Consider the following 18,114-nt stretch of genomic DNA (forward strand, 5'->3'; position numbering starts at 1 on the left):
GCGTCGGGACGCACCTGGGCGATCGGCGATGCCTTTCGGTACACATCGGGCCGCTCGGCCAGCTTGCGGCCCACGACCACACGCTCGAGGAAGTCGACGAAGCGGACCCGCTCGACGGTCGACCGGTCTTCCCAGTCGTAGCGGCCGTAGATGCCGACCACTGCGTCCACCGACGTATCCGCACCCTCCGGCAGCTCGGACTGCAACTCCGGGTCGTTGGCGGTCAGCCCGGCGAGTGACGACAGGTGGCCGCCGGCCGACGCCCCCGCGATCGCCACGAAGTCCCGATCGCCGCCGAACTTGTCGACGTTGGCCCTGGCCCACGCGATCGCGGTCTTCACGTCGTGAATATGAGCGGGCCAGCGGTGGTGCGGCGCCACGCGGTAGTCGATGGACAGGCACACCCAGCCCTTCTCGGCGAGATGCGACATCAACGCGTACCCCTGCAGAAGCCGGCTGCCGTGCACCCACGCGCCGCCGGGGACGAAGATGAGCACCGGGGCGGGCTCGGCGGGCAATTCCTTGGGCCGCCACACGTCGAGTAGCTGCGAGGGCCGGGGACCGTATCGCACGGACGTGCGGTAGACGTTGCGTCGATGCTCGCGCAGCTTCCACAACGGCGGCATCGACTCAGGCTCGGGCCACTCGATCGCGAGCTCTTTGGCGTTGACCACACCCCGCAGCGCGGCCTCGGTGACGGCGTTGGTGCTGTCGCGTTCGACCTGCCTTAGCTCGGCATCGCCCGGGCTAAGCCACGACTTCACCGTCGCGCCCAGGAAGTCGGGCAGATGGCGGAAACCCCACACCCCGACTGCGGTCGCAGTGCCCAACGGCTCTAGGTGCTTTCCGATGACAGGCAGCGAAGCCGCCGCCACGCTCGTCGCCAGCATGTAGTCCGAAGGGCCGGCGTTCAGCAACCATCGCGCACGTGTCCACAAGGTCGGGCCTGGGTACCGGGCATCCGGTCGCACCGTCATTGCGCGACTGTACCGCGGCCGCCCATACGCGTTGGAGAACTTGTCGAAGTGTCTACCGAGGACATTTCGGGATGCCCGGCGCCTATACCGTGACCTGCACGGATGGTCTAGCGTGACTTGCCGACCGTCAACATCGAAGAGGACGTTTACGTGAGTAAGTCAGCGCTTGCCATCACCGAAGAACACACCGACCTCGCCGATGCCGCATTCGGCCAGCTCAACCGGGTGAACAGCCGGGCCGCGGCCCGATCGACACTGGAGGGAGGGTCGTCGCATCCCGCCGAGATCTGGTCCGCGGCGGCCGACCTCGGGTGGACCGGGCTGGCCGTCGCCGAGGAGCATGGTGGTTCCGGATTCGGGCTCGCGGAGTTGGCCGTGGTGCTCGAGGCCCAGGGCCACGAGTTGTGCCCCGGCCCATTCCTGCCTACGGTCGCCGCGGCAGTGGTCATCGATCGGTGTGCATCCGATTCGCTTCGCGCAGAACTGCTTCCGGGTCTGGCTGACGGCAGCACGGTCGGCGCACTCGCGGTGTCGGGCAGCGCGACAATCGGATCCGACCTCACCGTCACCGGTGAGAGTCCGGCGGTGCTCGGGGCGCCGGATGCCAATCTGCTGGTCGTGATCGCCGGTGACGACGCCGTCGTAGTCGATTCCACGGCCGAGGGTGTCACGATCACCCCGCTGGAAGCCATGGACACCTCGCGCAGCCTCGGCTCGGTCACGCTGAGCGATGTGACTGTCCCCGAGGATCGGGTGCTACGCGGGGCAGGTCGTAAGGCGCACACGGTGTTTCGCATCCTCGCGTCGGCCGAAGCCGTCGGCGTCAGTTGGGCGAGCATGGAAATGGCCGTCGAATACGCCAAGGTACGTGAACAATTCGGCCGCACGATCGGAACATTCCAGGCCGTCAAGCATCATGCGGCAAACATGCTCGTCAACGCCGAGGTCACGACGGCTGCGACATGGGATGCCGCCCGCGCCGACGATCTGGACAGCGCGGCGTTCGCTGCCGCCGTGGCCGCATCTCATGCGATCCGCACCCAGATCTTCAACGCCCAGAACAACATTCAATTACACGGCGGCATCGGCTTCACCTGGGAACACGACTCTCACCTGTACCTGAGGCGGGCCCGCACATCGGCGGCCTTGCTGTCCGAGGCCGGTGATCCGCTACTCGACGTCGTGGATGCGCAGCGCAGCGGTCAGGCACATGGCGCCTCGTTCACGCTCCCACCCGAGGCCGAGCGGTTCCGCGAGCAGGCCCGCGAGGCAGTCGCGAAACTGCGCTCCCTACCCGCCGAGCAGCAGCGCGACTTTCTGGTCGACTCCGGCTACCTCGTGCCGCACTGGCCCAAACCGTGGGGCCGCGCCGCGGAGGTGCTCGAGCAACTGGTCATCGAGGAGGAGTTCGCCGGTGTCGAGCGACCCGATCTGGGCATCACCGGTTGGGTGACGTTGACGATCGCCCAGGCGGGCACCGACGACCAGCGCGAGCGCTGGGTCGAGCCGGTGCTGCGCGGTGAGGTGATGTGGTGTCAGCTGTTCTCCGAACCCGGCGCGGGTTCGGACGCGGCGGCGGTGCGCACGTCGGCCAAGAAGGTCGACGGCGGCTGGAAGGTGACCGGCCAGAAGGTCTGGACCAGCCTCGCGCACCAGTGCCAGTGGGGTCTTGCCACCGTGCGCACCGATCCCGACGCCCCCAAGCACGCCGGTGTGACGATGATGGCCATCGATATGAAAGCCCCCGGCGTGACGGTGAATCCGCTGCGGGGACTGACCGGCCATGCACACTTCAACGAGGTGTTCTTCGACGACGTCTTCGTTCCCGACTCCGATGTCGTCGGGGATGTGAACAAGGGCTGGCTGGTGGCCCGCGCGACGCTGGGCAACGAGCGCATCTCGATCGGCGGTGGTTCCGGCGGCACAACCGGCTTCACCGCGGCCGATCTGGTCAAGCTGCTCGACAACGCACCGGCCGAGACCAGGGCGACGTACCTGCGTCGGGCCGGTGAGGTCATCGCCGAGACGCACACCCTGCGACTGCTGAACCTGCGGCGGGTCACCCGCGCCATCGCGGGATCGGAGCCCGGGCCGGAGGGCAACGTCACCAAGCTGCTGGTGGCCGAATCGGGTCAGCGGATGACGGAACTGGCCATGGAGCTTGCGGGCTCGGCGGCTGTGGTCGGGCAGACCCCGACGCTGACGCTGGCCTATCTCGGCAACCGGGCGATGACGATCGCGGGTGGAACGTCGGAGATCACCCGCAACACGATCGCCGAACGCATCCTCGGGCTGCCGCGCGACCCGCTGCTGAAATAGTCAGGCCAGCAGGGCGATTCCACCGACGATCAGTCCGATCACCTTGACCAACTCGAGTGCGACGTAGACGTAGTGCACGCGCGACCGGCCCGCAGGCGCCTGTCCCGGCGGGGTGGACAGCACGACGTCCGAGCGCCGATTCAGCGCGGGACGGACCGCGACCAGCTGGGCGGCCAGTGTCACGACGGCAACACCGGCCGCGATGACGGCGACCCACGACGGACGCTCGATCGCCAAAGCGACGATCAGGACCACGGCGAATGCGACCTCGATGCTGTTGAGCGCGCGGAAGACCAACCGGCCGATGCCGAGCCCCACCTGCAGGGACACCCCCGGCGCACGGAACTTCAGCGGGGCCTCGACGAAGGAGATCGCTAGCACCATACCCAGCCAGACGAAAATGACCGCGATCGAAATCGCCTGTGTGACAGTCATCGAACCCGCCTCCTCGGCGTCAGATGTGCGATACAGAGCCCGGGTTCCGCGAAGGGGGTCAACGCATCCACGGTGACCGAAGCGTTCCAGTTCGAGAGCGCACCCTGCATGAGACCGAGGTGGACGGGACAGATGATGTCCCGCCTGCTCTGCGCCAACTCCAGGAACGGGCAGTTGCGCAGCCCGATCTCGGTTCCGGCGGAACGTCTTTCGGGGGCGAAGCCCATCACGTCGAGTAAGTCGGTCAGGCGGCCGACGGCCTGCCCCCGGTCGCGAATGACGTCGGCGTCGACTTCGGCCTGCGCCCACGCCCGGCCCGCGGCCACCGCCCGCCCCTGCGGGTCGCGCTGGCGTGCGAGGGCGTCGGCGAGAACACCTGCCAGAGTGCGATAGTCACGCGGACCCTCGGGGTCCATCCCCGCCGATGCCCGGAACATCAACGGTGGCCTGCCCGGTTTCGCGCTGTTCGGCTTGACCGTTTCCACTCGGCCGCGCTTGGCCAGCGCTTCCAGATGAAAGCGCGCGGTGTTCGGGTGCACCGACAGCTGCTCGGCCACCTCGTTGATGGTCATGGGCTTGCCGGCGGTGCGCAGCGCGGTCAAGACGTCGTCGCGGCGGCCACCCGTCACCGTTGCCATGTCCTCAATCGACCCGGGAGAGCGCCGCGCGGGGGCACTCCGCGATCGCCTTCTCCGCGTGCGCCTCCAGCTCGGCCGGTACCGGGTCGACGGTCACGACGGCGTAGTCGTCATCGTCGAGTTCGAACACTTCCGGTGCGTACTTCACGCACATTGCATTTCCTTCGCACCGGTCACGGTCCACCACGACGTGCATGACGCCTCCTCACTTCGACACGGCGCCCTTGAGTTTATACAGACTGGATTGTATAAACAACGGTTGTCGGCCACGGCCAGGACTGAGCAGTAATACTTGATGGATGCCCCACCCCTTTCATCCAGAATTGCGCCGCGCCGCGCGCCTCGCTCCCAGACAAGTGGTCACACCCGTGACGCTGCCGTTGGTCCGGATGGTCACGCGGCGGATGTGGCGAAGGGTGCCGCGCGATGTCGACGCCTTGACCCTGCCGTCCGGTGCCGGCGTGTGGTTGTACCGTCCGCCGGGGGCGACGGGAAAGACCCCGGCGCTGTTGTGGATTCACGGTGGAGGTTACGTCATCGGCCACCCCGGTCAGGATGACCTACTGTGCCGGCGACTCGCGCAGCGTCTCGGTATCACGGTCGCCTCGGTCGACTACCGACTCGCCCCCGAGCACCCGTATCCGGCGGGGCTCGACGACTGCTATTCGGCGCTGACCTGGTTGGCGCGTCTGCCGTCGGTTGATCCCGACCGGATCGCGATCGGCGGCGCCAGCGCGGGCGGCGGGCTGGCGGCGTCACTGGCGCAGGTGGCGTTCGACCGAGGCGACGTGGCACTGGCGGCCCAACTGCTGGTTTATCCGATGCTCGACGACCGCACGGTCCACCGGCACGACATCGAGAAGCCCGGAATTCGGCTGTGGAACAGGTCGAGCAACAAGTTCGGTTGGTCGGCTTATCTCGGCGACGCCGATCCGGCGGTCGCAGTGCCGGGCCGCCGAGAGAATCTCGCCGGCCTCCCACCCGCGTGGATCGGCGTCGGAACACTCGACCTGTTCCACGACGAGGATCTCGAATATGCCGAGCGGCTCAAGGCCGCGGGAGTGCCCTGCGACGTCGAGGTCGTTGAGGGTGCTTTCCACGGGTTCGACGGCATCGCCCCAAAAGCCTCTGTGTCGCAACAGTTCTTCGACAGCCAATGCGCGATGCTGCAGCGAAACCTCACCCCAGCCGCGGCCTGATCAGCTTCGCTCGAACACCAATTCGCCCGCAATCACGGTGGCGGCAACCATGTCGGTCGCCAGCGCGTCGAGCACATCCTCGGGCGAGGACTCCAACACCGCCAGATCACCCGGTTCTCCCGGGGTGACGGCCCTGCGCCGCAGCGGATCCTGCCCCGTCCCCCAGAACATGGCGAGCGCTTCGCGCGCGGCGACGCGTTCGTCTGCGCCCAGCTCCATCCCGCTGCGGGTCGTGCGATGCACTGCGGCACGCATCGCCGCCCACGGGTCGCCCTCGCCGAAGGGCATATCGGTCGACAGCGCCACCGGCACGCCCGCGCGCAGCAGCGAGTTCACCCGCCACAGTTCGTGATGTTCGGCGGCCGGCACGTCCTCGAGGTACTGGTCGCCACGCTCGGCGACGAAATTCGGCTGCGTCACCACGGTCACCCCGCTCGCGGCGAGGGCGGCGAGGCTGTCGTCGGGAACGACGGCGGCGTGCTCGATGCGGTCCCCCGGATGCATACCGGCGACCTGCAGTGCCGACAGCGTGACGACGAGTTGAGCGGCGGTCACACAGTGCACGGCCACCGGCGCTCCGTCGCGGTGACGTTCGACGATCCATGCCGTGAGGCCGTCGAGGTCGAGGTCGGTGTCGTGCAGGATTCGCTTGCCGGGCGCGAGACAATGCACGCGCTGACAGAGCTCGCCGTGGCGGTGGGCTTCCAAGAGCCGGACGATGTCATCGATCTCGGCGTCCGGCGAGGCGTCGGTGACGCCGGTGACGCCCAAACCGCTGAGCCGGTCGCTCACATCGGTCAAGCCGCTTTCGTTGCGCTGCAATGTGTCCGACCAGGAGCGGTCGGCGCTGCGTAGCCGTCCGTCAGGGTGGTCGGCCATACCGACGTGGGCCAGCCCCGCCGAGTTCAGTGTCCACAGCACGCCGCTGCGGTGCTGCACGCGAACCGGTACCGGCGGCGATACCTCGTCGAGCACCGCGCGGTCGAGTGGACCGGCGACGGCCTCGTGGTAGCCGACGGCCCTGATCCAGCCGTCGGGCCCGACATCTGCGCTCGCGAGAGCATTGCGCAGTTCGGCTCGGTTGCGCACCTCGGTGGGACCGACGCGCACCGATCGCAACGCCGCTGCGGCCGAACGCAAATGGACGTGATGATCGTGCAGTCCCGGAATGACGGTTCGGCCGACGGCGTCATAGATCTGCTCGCCGCGGAGCGGTACCAGGGTCGGCTCGACCGCCGTGATCTGTTCTGCCACACGGATGTCGACGACGGCACCGTCGAGCAGCGTCGCTCGCTGGATCAGCAAGACGCCAACCGCCGCTGGGCAACCAGCTGCTGGACTTGCTCGTTGTCCGCACCGAGCGGCGACGCGGCCGTCGACGGTGGCGGTGCTGCGCCACATGACGATTGCTCGTCGCGTGGCAGTTCGGCGTAGGTGGCGGCGACGGCGGCCATCGACATCTCGATCAGCTCCCCTCCCCCGCTGCGCAGCGACTGCACCGCGGCCAACGCGGCCTCGAGACCGGTCAGCGGATCGGCTATCGCATCGCCACAGAACTCCGGCTCGTCGGGTTCACCGCAGACGAGTCCGCCCGATACGGCGGCGTCGTCGCCGAAGGCGACCCAGTTCGCGCGGGCGCCCTCGGTGCCGTGACCGGTGACCCGTAACCAGACCCGGCCGTCGCGGGGCGCCACGTCCGTCGGCACCAGCCCCCGGCGCACCAATGCCGCGGGCCGGGACGACTCGATCACCACATCGGCGGCGGCGAGCAGCGCACGCAGCTCGTCTGGTTCATCGAAATCCACGCTGTAGGAAAGCTTTCCGGCGTTCATCCAGTCGAAGAAGGATTGTGGTCCGCGGCGGGCGCCGTCGGGCCGGGCGGCGCTCTCGACCTTCACCACGGTCGCACCCGCCAGCGACAGCAGTCGCCCGCACAGCGGTCCGGCCCACATCGACGACAGGTCGGCGACCAGCAGATCCGCGGGGCTGCGCGTCACCGTGCCGGCCCCGAACGGATACACCCGCGGCGGCTCGGCAGGGGTTTCGGCGAGCGCGGCGACCGGCAGGCCGAGCAGCCGCGCACGCTCCGTCACGTCGGCACTCTCGTTCCGCGCGACCCAACTCTGTACGGCGGGCCAAGGATCTTCGACACCGTCGGCACCGAGCAGCGCGGGAACGGCGGCGACGTCGTCGGGCCTGGACAGCGTGAGGGCACACCAGCCGTCCCGGCTGGTCAGCAGCCGCGTCGCACCACCCGCCGACACGCGCCCGTCTGGTGAGAGGTCCAGCAGCGCCGCGCGCCCGCCGATCAACTCGGCGGCGTCAACTCCGACGCCGGTGAAGGTTTCGAAGGCGTTCGCGACCCGCCGCGCCCTGTCGAGCACGGCAGTGGGGACGGTCAACGACGTCGACGTCACGACTCCCATTGTCGGCCTTCGCCGCGAGTGAGAGACGGCCGGGGGTGAATGCTCAGAACTGCAGTGCGGTGAAACGCCAGTCCAGAACGCTGCGGTCCTGCTCATCGACCGCGTACACCAGCGATCGCAGGGTGAGCACGCCGCCGCGGCCGTCCGGCAGCGGCTCGGCACGCTCGACGTGCACCTCGCTGTAGAGCGTGTCGCCTTCGTACACCGGCCCGGTGTGGTCGCAGGACTGCCAGCCAAGGACCGTCACGAGGTTGGGCAACAGCCGGGTGACCTGGGCGAGCGCCAGCCCAATGGTGTGCCCGCCGTATACCAGTCGGCGCTTGTTGACTCGCCAGTCATGGTGTGTCGCAGCGATGTTCAACGTCAGCCGGGCGAGTTCGGGTGCGCTGCTGACCACATCGGCGGTGCTGCGCAGCACAGCGCCGGCGATGCTCGGGTCGAAGTGCGCCCCCGTGACCTTCGCGCGGTAGGCCTCGGAGTTCCACTCCGCGGTGGGGTCGGGTGGCGGCGGCGTATCGGCGCCGATCGACGACAGGTCGTCGGCGTGGCCGGTGTCGCCCGCGCCTTCACTGAGCGGCAGCATCGCGCAGCGGTGGAAATCGAGCACCAGGCGCCCGAGGTCGTCGACGGTCGTCATCCGCAATGCCGCCAGTCCGGTGGGGGGCCGGCCTGGCTTCACCGAGTTTTCCCTCAGCCCCACCACTTCGGTGCGGGTGAACAAGGTGTCGCCGATGACCGGAAACCGGTGAAACACCAGTCCGCGGTAGAACAGATTCGCCTTCACGCGCTGGGTGACCAGCGTGGTCTGACCGATCGCCACGTCACAGACCAGCGCCGGATGCGCCAACGGGGCGGTGGCGCCGGTGACGGCGGCCGCGAGCTCGCCGTCGAGTGCGAGGCGCAGGCGGTCACCCACGATCGACTGGTGTACGGCGGCTGCTCCGGAGGTCAACGTCATCGAGGGTGCGGTGTCGAAGACCTGCCCGACCCGCAGGTCGTCGAAGTACGGGCCGCTCACGGATGCCCACTCTGGCATTGGGCCGCACAAAGTGTCAATATGGCCGTACATGAACGAGGAAGAGACGATGCTGGTCGCTACCGTGCGGGCCTTCATCGACCGCGAGGTCAAGCCGCGAGTGCGCGACGTCGAACACGCCAACGAATATCCCGAGGCGTGGATCGAACAGATGAAGCTGATCGGCATCTACGGCCTGGCCATCCCGGAGGAGTACGGCGGGTCGCCGGTGTCGATGCCGTGCTACGTCGAGGTGACCCAGGAACTCTCGCGCGGCTGGATGAGCCTGGCCGGCGCGATGGGCGGACACACCGTCGTCGCCAAGCTCCTGGGGCTGTTCGGTACCGAGGATCAGAAGCGTCGTTACCTGCCCGCCATGGCCACGGGCGAGATCCGCGCGACGATGGCGCTTACCGAACCCGGCGGCGGTTCCGATCTGCAGAACATGTCGACGACGGCGCTGCCGTCCGAGGGTGACGGCCTGACCATCAACGGGTCGAAGACCTGGATCTCCAACGCGCGGCGGTCGGGGCTGATCGCGTTGTTGTGCAAGACCGATCCGACGGCCACCCCGCGGCACAAGGGCATCTCGGTGGTGCTCGTCGAACAGGGCGCGACGGGACTGTCGGTGTCGCGCGATCTGCCGAAGCTCGGCTACAAGGGCGTCGAATCGTGCGAGCTGATCTTCGAGGACTGTCGCGTGCCCGCGTCGGCCGTCCTCGGCGGAGAACCCGGCAAGGGCTTCGCCCAGATGATGAAAGGTCTTGAGACGGGCCGGATTCAGGTTGCATCGCGCGCGCTGGGTGTGGCGACGGCCGCGTTGGAGGATGCGCTGCGGTATGCCCAGGAACGCGAGAGTTTCGGTCAGCCGATCTGGAAGCACCAGTCCGTGGGCAACTATCTGGCCGACATGGCCACCAAGCTCACTGCCGCCCGCCAGCTGACGCGGTACGCCGCCGAACGCTACGACAGCGGCGAGCGCTGCGATATGGAGGCCGGGATGGCGAAGTTGTTCGCCTCCGAGGTCGCGATGGAGATCGCGCTGAACGCGGTGCGCATCCACGGCGGATACGGCTACTCGACGGAGTACGACGTCGAAAGGTATTTCCGCGACGCACCGTTGATGATCGTCGGCGAGGGCACCAACGAGATCCAGCGCAACGTGATCGCCTCGCAGTTGGTCGCGCGAGGCGGCCTGTAGGTCATGCGGCCGGCGCCGGCGTATCAGACCCTGCGCGACCAGTTGCGTGACGAGATCGCCGCCGGCCGCTACCGCGACGGGATTCGACTGCCGACTGAGTCGGAACTCGTTGCCGCGCATGGGGTATCGCGACAGACAGTCCGGCGGGCGTTTCAAGACCTGGTCGCCGAGGGCGTGGTGTACCGGGTGCCGGGGCGCGGCACGTACGCCAGCGGTTCGGAACGCCGGTACCTGCGCCAATTCGGCTCGATCGACGACCTGATGAGCCTGTCCGACGACACCACGATGGAGGTGCTCGAGGGATTGCGGCGGCGGGTCGACGTCGGAGCGGCCAGCAGGCTCCGGCTCGACGACGACATCGTGTACACCGTGGTGTTCCGACGGCTGCACGGCGCCGACCCCGCGGTGCCGTTCGTGTTGACGACGGTGCACCTGGCGCCTGCGGTCGCCGCGGCGGTGTCGGGCTCGCCGGACCTGGCGGACGGGGCGGTTGGCACCCAGACCGTGATCGGTTTGCTCGAGCCGCATCTGAGCGCGCCGATCGTCGAAGCGGCACAGTCGATCACGGTCGCGCCCGCCGACGGCGCCGTGGCCGGTGCTGTGCGGTGCGAGGCCGGGCATCCGATGCTGCGCGTCGATCGCTTGTACTCCGACGCCGAGGGGCGTCCGGTCGAGCTGTCGGTCAGCCACTTCCTGCCGGAGCAGTACACGTACCGGGTCACGCTGCGCCGGTCGGGCTAGTCGGCGATGGCGTCGATCAGGCCCCACCGCAGCGCGGTTCGTGCGTCGATGGTGCGGCCGGACAACACCAGATAGGCGGTGCGCCAGCGGCTGATTCGCCTGGTAACGCTCACCGTTCCGCCCGCACCCGGGATCAGCCCGAGGCTCAGCTCGGGCAACCCGAACACGGCGTCGCGGCTCGACTCGACGCGGCCGCAGAACGCCGCCATCTCCAGACCGCTGCCGAGCACGTGACCGTGTACCCGTGCGCGGCAGCGCCTGCCGAGGCGTGCGGTGAGTTCGGACAGCACCAGCGCGGGGCTGTGGCGGGTCCTGGCGATGTGCGCGCTCGCGGGATCGGCGAAGGTGCCGAACTCGGCGAGATCGCCGCCGCTGCAGAACGACGGGCCGTTGCCGGACAGGACGACCTCCGTGACCGACGGGTCGACGCGCGCCACCTCCAGGGCTTCCAGCAGCGCGCCGCGGGCGTCGGTGGAGAACGCGTTGTGCCGTTGCACCCGGTTGAACCGCACGTACAAGGTGTCGCCGATGCGTTCGGCCACAACGGGTTCGGGGATCTCGGGGAGCTGAGTCGGTCCCCGCCCGGCGAGCCATCGTGCGAACTCCGGACCCGCCTGCAGCGTGGAGTACGCCAGCGACTCGGTGATGACGCCAGGGAAGGCGGGGGCGGCGGGGTCGACGGCGCGCAGGACGTCGTCGCAGACACCCGCGGCGTGCGGCCATCGGTCACACCGCTGCTTGACCTCGTCGAGGGCGTCCGATATCGACGGCACGGTGACGACGCGACGGTCATCGGACTGGCCCTCGGACAGCGTGAAAGTGGCCTCGTCGGCGGGTGTTTCGATCGCGACGACGATGCCCGATGGCAACTCGACGTGCGTCACGAGTACTTCTTGATCAGCTCCTGCTTGTACAGCTTGCCGGTATCGGTGCGCGGCAGCTGCGTCTCGAACGTGATCGAGCGTGGACACTTGTAGTGCGCCAGCCGATCCCGCAGCCAGCCGATCAGGTCGGCGGCGAATTCCGGGGTGGCGTCGGCCGGGTCGACGGTCTGGACCACGCCGTGGACCCGTTGGCCCATCTCGTCGTCGGGCACGCCGAACACGGCCGCGTCCAACACCTTCGGGTGGGTGACCAACATGTTCTCGGCCTCCTGCGGATAGATGTTCACGCCGCCGGAGATGATCATGTGGTGCCTGCGGTCGGTCAGGTACAGGTAGCCGTCCTCGTCGACGTACCCGATGTCGCCGACCGTCGCCCACCCGCGTTCGTTGCGGGCCTTGGCCGTCTTCTCCGGATCGTTGAGGTATTCGAACGGGATGCCACCCTCGAAGTAGATCTCGCCCGCCTCGCCGGGAGGCAGCTCGTTGCCGTCCTCGTCGCAGATGTGCAGTCTGCCGGTCATCGGCTTGCCGACCGAGCCGGGATGGGCCAGCCAGTCCTCGGCGCTGATCAGGGTCGAACCGTGCGCCTCCGACGAGGCGTAATACTCGTCGATGATCGGTCCCCACCAGTCGATCATCTGCTTCTTGATCTCGACGGGGCACGGTGCCGCGGCGTGGATCACCCGCTTGAGGCTGGACACATCGTACGAATCCCGCACCGCCTCGGGCAGTTTGAGCATGCGGGTGAACATCACCGGGACGAACTGGCCGTGCGTGACGCGGTAGCGCTGGATGGCGTCGAGGGCGCCTTCCGGATCGAACTTCTCCAGCACCACGGTCGTGTAGCCGGCGGCCTGGACCGTCATCGACCACACCGATGGCGCCGTGTGATAGAGCGGCGCGGGGCTCAGGTACACCGAATCCGGTTCCATCCATACCGACACCAGCAGGGTCATCAGCCCCGGCGCCTCGGCCGGAGACAGGTGCGGCAGCTCGCGTTTGATGCCTTTGGGTCGCCCGGTGGTGCCCGACGAGTACTGCAGCAGGTCGCCCTCGATCTCGTCGGCAATCGGTGTATCGGGGTGGTCGGCAACGCATTCGGGGTAGCGCTGCCAACCGTCCAGGTCGTCATCGGCGATGAGCAAGAGTTCGGGCAGCCCACCGGGAAGCTCGCTGCCGAGACCCTCGAGCGTCTTGCGCAGCGCCGCGGATCCGACGACGGCCTTGGCGTTGCTGTTGTCGATGATGTACGCCGCTTCGGCGGCTGTCAGATGCGTGTTGATCGGCACGTAGTACAGGCCGCTGCGGCGCGCAGCCCACATGACGGTGTGAAAGTGCTCGTTGTTCTCCATGAGCATGGCGACGGTGTCGCCCTCGACGAGGCCCGCCTGGCGAAAGTGGTGGGCCAGACGGTTGGCGCGCGCCTCGAGTTCGGCGAAGGTCACCACCGTGGCGCTGGGATGCATGATGACGGCGGGTTTGTCGGGCGTGGCCTCGGCATGTTCGCGGATCTGCATGGGGTGACTCTACGATGTACCGACTTGACAGGTGTCAAGTGGTCGATCTTGCCCGTTACTGCCGCCGCCGCCTTAGCATGAATCCGCAGCATATGGGGGTGCGGCGGTGGCCGAATGAATGGCGGGCGCGAAGCGGCACCCTCCGGGGTGGTCACCTTCCTGTTCACCGACATCGAAGGGTCGACCCGGCGTTGGGAATCCGACGCCGAGGCGATGCGCGCTGCGCTGTCCGAGCACGACGACACCTTGCGCCGAGCCGTCGCGTCGCACGGCGGCCGGCTGTTCAAGCACACGGGTGACGGCGTCTGCGCGGCGTTCGCGTCACCCCGCCATGCGGTCGACGCGGCGATCGACGCCCAACGGTCCTTGAACCTGCCCGTGCGGATGGGCATCGCGACCGGCGAGGCGGAGTGCCGCGACGGCGACTATTTCGGCGCTGTGCTCAACCGCACCGCACGGCTGATGGCCGCGGGTCATGGTGGACAGGTCCTCGCCGACCGGATGACGGCCGATCTTGTCTCCGGGGTCGATCTGATCGCCCTCGGGCCGCGCCGCCTGCGCGACATCGCCAAGCCCGTCGAGATTTTCCAGGTCCGCGCCGACGGTCTGCAGTGCGTATTTCCTGCGCTTCGGACACTCGACTCCAGTCGAGGAAATCTCCGCCCGCCGGCGACCAGTTTCGTCGGGCGGGAAGCGGAAGTGGACGAGGTGACTACGGCTCTCAAGTCGCATCGCCTCGTCACGCTGACGGGCGTCGGTGGTGTCGGCAAGACGCGCTTGGCCTTGGAGGTGGCGGTTCACCTGCAGCCCGAGTACGCGGACGGCGTCTGGGTCATCGAGCTCGGACCGGTCACCGATCCCGCCGCGGTACCCGAGGCCGTCGCCGCCGCTTTGGGCATCGGCCAGCAGCCAGGGCTGAGCGTCGCCGACAGCATCGCCGCCGCGCTCGAAGGGCGAATGCGGTTGCTGCTCTTCGACAACTGCGAGCACGTTCTCGATGCGGCCGCCGACGTCATCGAGAATATCTTGAACGTAACCGACGCCATCACCGTGCTGACGACGAGTCGAGAAGGCCTGCGGCTCAACGATGAACAACTCCATCCGGTGCCTCCGCTCGACGTTCGCTCCAGCGGCCCGACGTTGTTCGTCGAACGGGCCTCCGCCGATTCGCCGACGATCGCGATCGAACCGGACACCGAAGCCGTCGTCGATATCTGTCGTCGGCTCGACGGAATTCCACTTGCGATCGAACTGGCGGCGTCCCGGCTGATGTCGGTGACCGTCACCGAACTGCGCGACCACCTCGATGACAGGTTCCGTGTCCTTGTCGGCTCCCGCCGCGGGCTCGAGCGCCACCAGACATTGCGTGCCGCCGTGCAGTGGTCGTACGACCTGCTCGACGACGATGAGCGCGATCTACTCAACCGATGTTCGGTCTTCGCAGGCGGATTCGATCTCGAGGGGGCCCTGGCGGTGGCGCGGGTGGGCGACAAGTTCGCCGCGTTGGATCTGCTCGAGTCGCTGGTGCGCAAATCACTGCTGACCGCGAATCAGGCGTCCGCGCGGACGCGCTTCTCGATGCTGGAGACGATCCGCCAGTTCGCCGAGGAGCAGTTGGCGGCCTCCACCGACGCGGAGGACGTGCGCGCCCGGCATGGCCGGTACTTCGCGGGTCGCAGGCGCGACCTCATCGAAATGTGGGACGGCCCCCGACAGCGGGAGGCGCACGACTGGCTCAACAGAGAATTGCCCAACCTGCGCAGTGCTTTTCGCTGGGCCAGCGATCACGGCGAGCTCGATGCCGCGATAGACATCGTGGTGCTCGCGGCTTCCATCGGCTACTGGGCCGAGGTCTTCGAGGCGGTTTCGTGGGCCGAGGAACTTCTCGAACCCGCCCGCCGGGTCGACCACCCGCAGCTGGCGATGCTCTACGTCGCGGCGGCCCAATGTTCGGTGGCGGGCAGGGTCGCGGACTTCCTTCACTATTCGCGCGAAGCCCTCGCCGCGATGGCCAGCGGTCGGTATGACCCGGTGCCGGACCAGTTGGACGCGACCGTCCATGCGGGCTACATGATGCGTGACCCGCAGTGGTGCGCCGAGCGCTGCCGGGCGCTGGTCGCCGCCAAACCTCAAAACCGGCTCTACTCAGGGCAATCGCTGATCTTCGCGCTGGTGATCTGCGGCCGGGTCGATGAGGCGATCGCCGAGACGGAGGGCCTGCTCGCCGGCACGGAGGCCACCGGTAACCCGCACCTGCAGTCGGCGGGGCTGCTGGCCTACGGATTCGCTTATCGAGACGTCGACCCCGATGCCGCGTACGACGCCCACCTCAGGGGATTGTCGATCGCACAGGAGACCGGCAATCGGCAGATCGCATCGATTCATGCGGTGAGCCTCGGGCGGCTGGCGACCATGCGTCAAGACACGTTGAAGGCGTGCGGTTTCCTGACCCTGGCCATTCGTAACTATTTCGATTCGGGCAGCTTCTACATGATGACCGCACCGATCTTGGTGCTCGCCGGGTTGCTGAGCCAGAATGGGCACCACGAAACCGCGGCCCCGATGGCAGGATTCACCGTCGACTCGGATGCGAGCTCGACCTACCCGGAAATCGCGGAAACCGTGTCGCGTCTGCGAAAAGCATTGGGCAGCGAGCGGTATGAAGCGCTTGCGCAGTGGGGCCGATCGATGACAAACGCGGCGATGGCCGCATACGCACTCGACGCCATCGAGCGGATCGAACGGACGCCTACAAACACTTGAGCACGCTCACCGCACGGTGAGCGTGCTCAAAGTGTCGTATTTTGGCGGCGTGTCGTGTGCAAACACGCACGCTCGCGGGATTACTCGGCTTCCAACCGGTGCTTGAGCGCGTCGAACTCGTCCTTGATGCCGGTAGGCAACTTCTCGCCGACGAACTCGAACCACTCCTCGATCAGCGGGATCTCCTGACGCCACTCGTCGACGTTGACCGCCAGTGCGGCGTCCACGTCGGCGGGGTCGACGTCCAGTCCGGACAGGTCCAGATCCTCGGCGGTGGGCACGGTGCCGATCGGCGTGGTGCGCCCGTTGGCCCGGCCCTCGATGCGGTCGATGACCCACTTCATCACGCGGCTGTTCTCACCGAAGCCCGGCCACAGGAAGCGGCCGTCGTCGCCGCGGCGGAACCAGTTGACGAAGAAGATCTTCGGCATCTTCGACTCGTCGGACTGCTTGCCGACGTCGATCCAGTGGGCGAAGTAGTCGCCGACGTTGTAGCCGAGGAACGGCAGCATCGCCATCGGGTCGCGGCGCACGGTGCCGACCTTGCCCTCGGCGGCGGCGGTCTGCTCGGAGCCCATCGTGGCGCCGATGAACACACCGTGCTGCCAGTCGCGGGCCTGCGTCACCAGCGGCACCGTCGTCTTGCGGCGGGCGCCGAACAGGATCGCCGAGATCGGCACACCCTGCGGGTCGTCCCACTCGGGCGCCAGCGTCGGGCACTGCGACATCGGGGTGCAGTAGCGCGAGTTCGGGTGCGCGGCCTTCTCTTCGGAGTCCGGCGTCCAGTCGCGGCCCTTCCAGTCGACCAAGTGCTGCGGATCACCCTCGAGGCCTTCCCACCACACGTCGTTGTCGTCGGTCAGCGCGACGTTGGTGAACACGGTGTTGCCGGCCTCGATGGTCTTCATCGCATTCGGGTTCGACGACCAGTTGGTGCCCGGCGCGACGCCGAAGAAGCCGAACTCGGGGTTGACGGCGTAGAGGCGGCCGTCCTTGCCGAACCGCATCCAGGCGATGTCGTCGCCGATGGTCTCGGCGCGCCAGCCCGGGATGGTGGGCTGCAGCATCGCGAGGTTGGTCTTACCGCACGCCGACGGGAACGCCGCCGCGACGAAGTACGACTTGTTCTCGGGAGAGATGAGCTTGAGGATCAGCATGTGCTCGGCGAGCCAGCCCTCGTCGTGCGCCATCGCCGAGGCGATACGCAGCGAGTAGCACTTCTTACCGAGCAGCGCGTTGCCGCCGTAGCCCGAGCCGTAGCTCCAGATCTCGCGGGATTCCGGGAAGTGGGTGATGTACTTCGTCTCGTTGCAGGGCCAGGGCACGTCCTTCTGACCGGGCTCCAGCGGTGCGCCGATCGAGTGCAGCGCCTTGACGAAGAAGCCGTCGGTGCCCATCTTGTCGAGCGCGGCCTTGCCCATGCGGGTCATCGTCCGCATCGACACGACGACGTATTCGGAGTCGGTGATCTCGACACCCAACTTGGGGTCCTCGGCGCCGAGCGGGCCCATGCAGAACGGCACCACGTACATGGTCCGGCCGCGCATACAGCCGCGGTAGAGGTCCGTCATGATGCCGCGCATCTCGGCCGGATCCATCCAGTTGTTGGTCGGGCCGGCGTCGATCTCCTTCTCCGTGCAGATGTAGGTGCGCGACTCGACGCGGGCCACATCGGAGGGATCGGACAGCGCGAGGTACGAGTTCGGCTTCTTCTCGTCGTTGAGCTTCTGGAAGGTGCCGGCCGCCACCAGCTGCTCGCACAGCCGGGCGTTCTCTTCGTCAGAGCCGTCGGCGAACACCACGCGGTCGGGCTGCGTCAGCTCGGCGACCTCTTGAACCCAAGCGAGCAGACCCTTGTGTTTCGTCGGTGCGGTGTCCAAACCTGGGATGGTCGCTGCGGTCATGAAAATCTCCTGTGTCTGTTGCTGCCAGGACCCAAGGCTCCGTTTGCGCCACCCAGACAGGGATGAGCGGCGCTGCGGTTTCCCTATACCGAGGT

The 18,114-nt window shown here is 67.6% G+C and carries 15 protein-coding genes; 5 read left to right on the top strand and 10 right to left on the bottom strand.

The features are described from left to right. Positions 1–977, bottom strand: a 977-nt coding sequence (locus A5698_RS16700) for an alpha/beta hydrolase (RefSeq protein WP_068299181.1), incomplete at its 3' end; no start/stop codon positions are given. 150 nt (positions 978–1,127) lie between these two features. Between A5698_RS16700 and A5698_RS16705 the strand changes: the two genes are divergently transcribed. Further along, positions 1,128–3,296, top strand: a complete 2,169-nt coding sequence (locus A5698_RS16705; RefSeq protein ID WP_068299184.1) for an acyl-CoA dehydrogenase family protein — start codon at positions 1,128–1,130, stop codon at positions 3,294–3,296. Here the strand turns inward: A5698_RS16705 and A5698_RS16710 are convergent, their stop codons facing one another. The 3 genes from A5698_RS16710 to A5698_RS16720 are packed head-to-tail and all read right to left on the bottom strand — an operon-like array spanning position 3,297 to position 4,565. Continuing rightward, complete coding sequence (locus A5698_RS16710; RefSeq protein ID WP_068299116.1) at positions 3,297–3,731, bottom strand: hypothetical protein; 435 nt, start codon at positions 3,729–3,731, stop codon at positions 3,297–3,299. Continuing rightward, positions 3,728–4,369 (bottom strand): helix-turn-helix transcriptional regulator, encoded by a 642-nt coding sequence (locus tag A5698_RS16715; protein ID WP_068299118.1) that lies wholly within the window; start codon positions 4,367–4,369, stop codon positions 3,728–3,730. Before A5698_RS16715 ends, A5698_RS16710 begins: the two co-directional genes overlap by 4 nt. A gap of 4 nt (positions 4,370–4,373) precedes the next feature. After that, positions 4,374–4,565, bottom strand: a complete 192-nt coding sequence (locus tag A5698_RS16720) for a ferredoxin (protein WP_067085582.1) — start codon at positions 4,563–4,565, stop codon at positions 4,374–4,376. A 103-nt stretch (positions 4,566–4,668) separates the two neighbouring features. On the opposite strand from A5698_RS16720, the gene A5698_RS16725 reads away from it, so the two are divergent. After that, a complete protein-coding gene (locus A5698_RS16725) occupies positions 4,669–5,568 on the top strand; it encodes an alpha/beta hydrolase (protein ID WP_068299121.1) in 900 nt (299 codons plus the stop codon). Here A5698_RS16725 and A5698_RS16730 read toward each other — a convergent pair whose 3' ends face one another. Genes A5698_RS16730 through A5698_RS16740 form a run of 3 tightly spaced genes read right to left on the bottom strand, consistent with a single transcriptional unit; the run spans position 5,569 to position 9,030 of the window. Further along, positions 5,569–6,873 carry an amidohydrolase family protein gene (locus tag A5698_RS16730; protein ID WP_068299124.1) on the bottom strand — a complete coding sequence of 435 codons (1,305 nt, stop codon included), beginning with the start codon at positions 6,871–6,873 and terminating at the stop codon, positions 5,569–5,571. It lies immediately after the preceding gene. Then, positions 6,867–7,994, bottom strand: a complete 1,128-nt coding sequence (locus A5698_RS16735; protein ID WP_068299128.1) for a CoA transferase — start codon at positions 7,992–7,994, stop codon at positions 6,867–6,869. The genes A5698_RS16730 and A5698_RS16735 overlap by 7 nt, the downstream gene beginning before the upstream one ends. A 43-nt stretch (positions 7,995–8,037) precedes the next feature. Beyond that, on the bottom strand, positions 8,038–9,030 hold the full coding sequence (locus tag A5698_RS16740; RefSeq protein ID WP_068299131.1) for a MaoC family dehydratase: 993 nt from the start codon (positions 9,028–9,030) through the stop codon (positions 8,038–8,040). A 31-nt stretch (positions 9,031–9,061) separates the two neighbouring features. Here A5698_RS16740 and A5698_RS16745 point away from each other — a divergent pair, with 31 nt between their 5' ends. Both A5698_RS16745 and A5698_RS16750 read left to right on the top strand, forming a co-directional pair. Next, positions 9,062–10,210 carry an acyl-CoA dehydrogenase family protein gene (locus tag A5698_RS16745; RefSeq protein WP_068299134.1) on the top strand — a complete coding sequence of 383 codons (1,149 nt, stop codon included), beginning with the start codon at positions 9,062–9,064 and terminating at the stop codon, positions 10,208–10,210. A 3-nt stretch (positions 10,211–10,213) separates the two neighbouring features. Continuing rightward, complete coding sequence (locus A5698_RS16750) at positions 10,214–10,951, top strand: GntR family transcriptional regulator (RefSeq protein ID WP_068299138.1); 738 nt, start codon at positions 10,214–10,216, stop codon at positions 10,949–10,951. Here the strand turns inward: A5698_RS16750 and A5698_RS16755 are convergent. Further along, on the bottom strand, positions 10,948–11,835 hold the full coding sequence (locus tag A5698_RS16755; protein ID WP_068299141.1) for an enoyl-CoA hydratase/isomerase family protein: 888 nt from the start codon (positions 11,833–11,835) through the stop codon (positions 10,948–10,950). The genes A5698_RS16750 and A5698_RS16755 overlap by 4 nt on opposite strands. Then, entirely contained in the window at positions 11,832–13,352 is a 1,521-nt protein-coding gene (gene fadD4, locus A5698_RS16760) for a fatty-acid--CoA ligase FadD4 (protein WP_068299144.1), read from the bottom strand. The genes A5698_RS16755 and fadD4 overlap by 4 nt, the downstream gene beginning before the upstream one ends. Before the next feature lie 114 nt (positions 13,353–13,466). On the opposite strand from fadD4, the gene A5698_RS16765 reads away from it, so the two are divergent. Further along, on the top strand, positions 13,467–16,115 hold the full coding sequence (locus A5698_RS16765; RefSeq protein WP_068299146.1) for an ATP-binding protein: 2,649 nt from the start codon (positions 13,467–13,469) through the stop codon (positions 16,113–16,115). Positions 16,116–16,195: 80 nt separating this feature from the next. Here the strand turns inward: A5698_RS16765 and A5698_RS16770 are convergent, their stop codons facing one another. Beyond that, positions 16,196–18,019, bottom strand: a complete 1,824-nt coding sequence (locus tag A5698_RS16770) for a phosphoenolpyruvate carboxykinase (GTP) (RefSeq protein WP_068299149.1) — start codon at positions 18,017–18,019, stop codon at positions 16,196–16,198. Between the last annotated feature and the right edge of the window lie 95 nt (positions 18,020–18,114).

The sequence above is a fragment of the Mycobacterium sp. E136 genome (genome assembly GCF_001666865.1).
Taxonomy (GTDB): domain Bacteria; phylum Actinomycetota; class Actinomycetes; order Mycobacteriales; family Mycobacteriaceae; genus Mycobacterium.

What these genes read in the sequence shown, in the direction of transcription:
- A5698_RS16735 (WP_068299128.1), bottom strand. Translation starts at nt 7,994, where the DNA reads ATGGGAGTCGTGACGTCGACGTCGTTGACCGTCCCCACTGCCGTGCTC.
- A5698_RS16715 (WP_068299118.1), bottom strand. Translation starts at nt 4,369, where the DNA reads ATGGCAACGGTGACGGGTGGCCGCCGCGACGACGTCTTGACCGCGCTG.
- A5698_RS16725 (WP_068299121.1), top strand. Translation starts at nt 4,669, where the DNA reads ATGCCCCACCCCTTTCATCCAGAATTGCGCCGCGCCGCGCGCCTCGCT.
- A5698_RS16750 (WP_068299138.1), top strand. Translation starts at nt 10,214, where the DNA reads ATGCGGCCGGCGCCGGCGTATCAGACCCTGCGCGACCAGTTGCGTGAC.
- A5698_RS16710 (WP_068299116.1), bottom strand. Translation starts at nt 3,731, where the DNA reads ATGACTGTCACACAGGCGATTTCGATCGCGGTCATTTTCGTCTGGCTG.
- A5698_RS16770 (WP_068299149.1), bottom strand. Translation starts at nt 18,019, where the DNA reads ATGACCGCAGCGACCATCCCAGGTTTGGACACCGCACCGACGAAACAC.
- A5698_RS16765 (WP_068299146.1), top strand. Translation starts at nt 13,467, where the DNA reads ATGAATGGCGGGCGCGAAGCGGCACCCTCCGGGGTGGTCACCTTCCTG.
- fadD4 (WP_068299144.1), bottom strand. Translation starts at nt 13,352, where the DNA reads ATGCAGATCCGCGAACATGCCGAGGCCACGCCCGACAAACCCGCCGTC.
- A5698_RS16720 (WP_067085582.1), bottom strand. Translation starts at nt 4,565, where the DNA reads ATGCACGTCGTGGTGGACCGTGACCGGTGCGAAGGAAATGCAATGTGC.
- A5698_RS16740 (WP_068299131.1), bottom strand. Translation starts at nt 9,030, where the DNA reads ATGCCAGAGTGGGCATCCGTGAGCGGCCCGTACTTCGACGACCTGCGG.
- A5698_RS16745 (WP_068299134.1), top strand. Translation starts at nt 9,062, where the DNA reads ATGAACGAGGAAGAGACGATGCTGGTCGCTACCGTGCGGGCCTTCATC.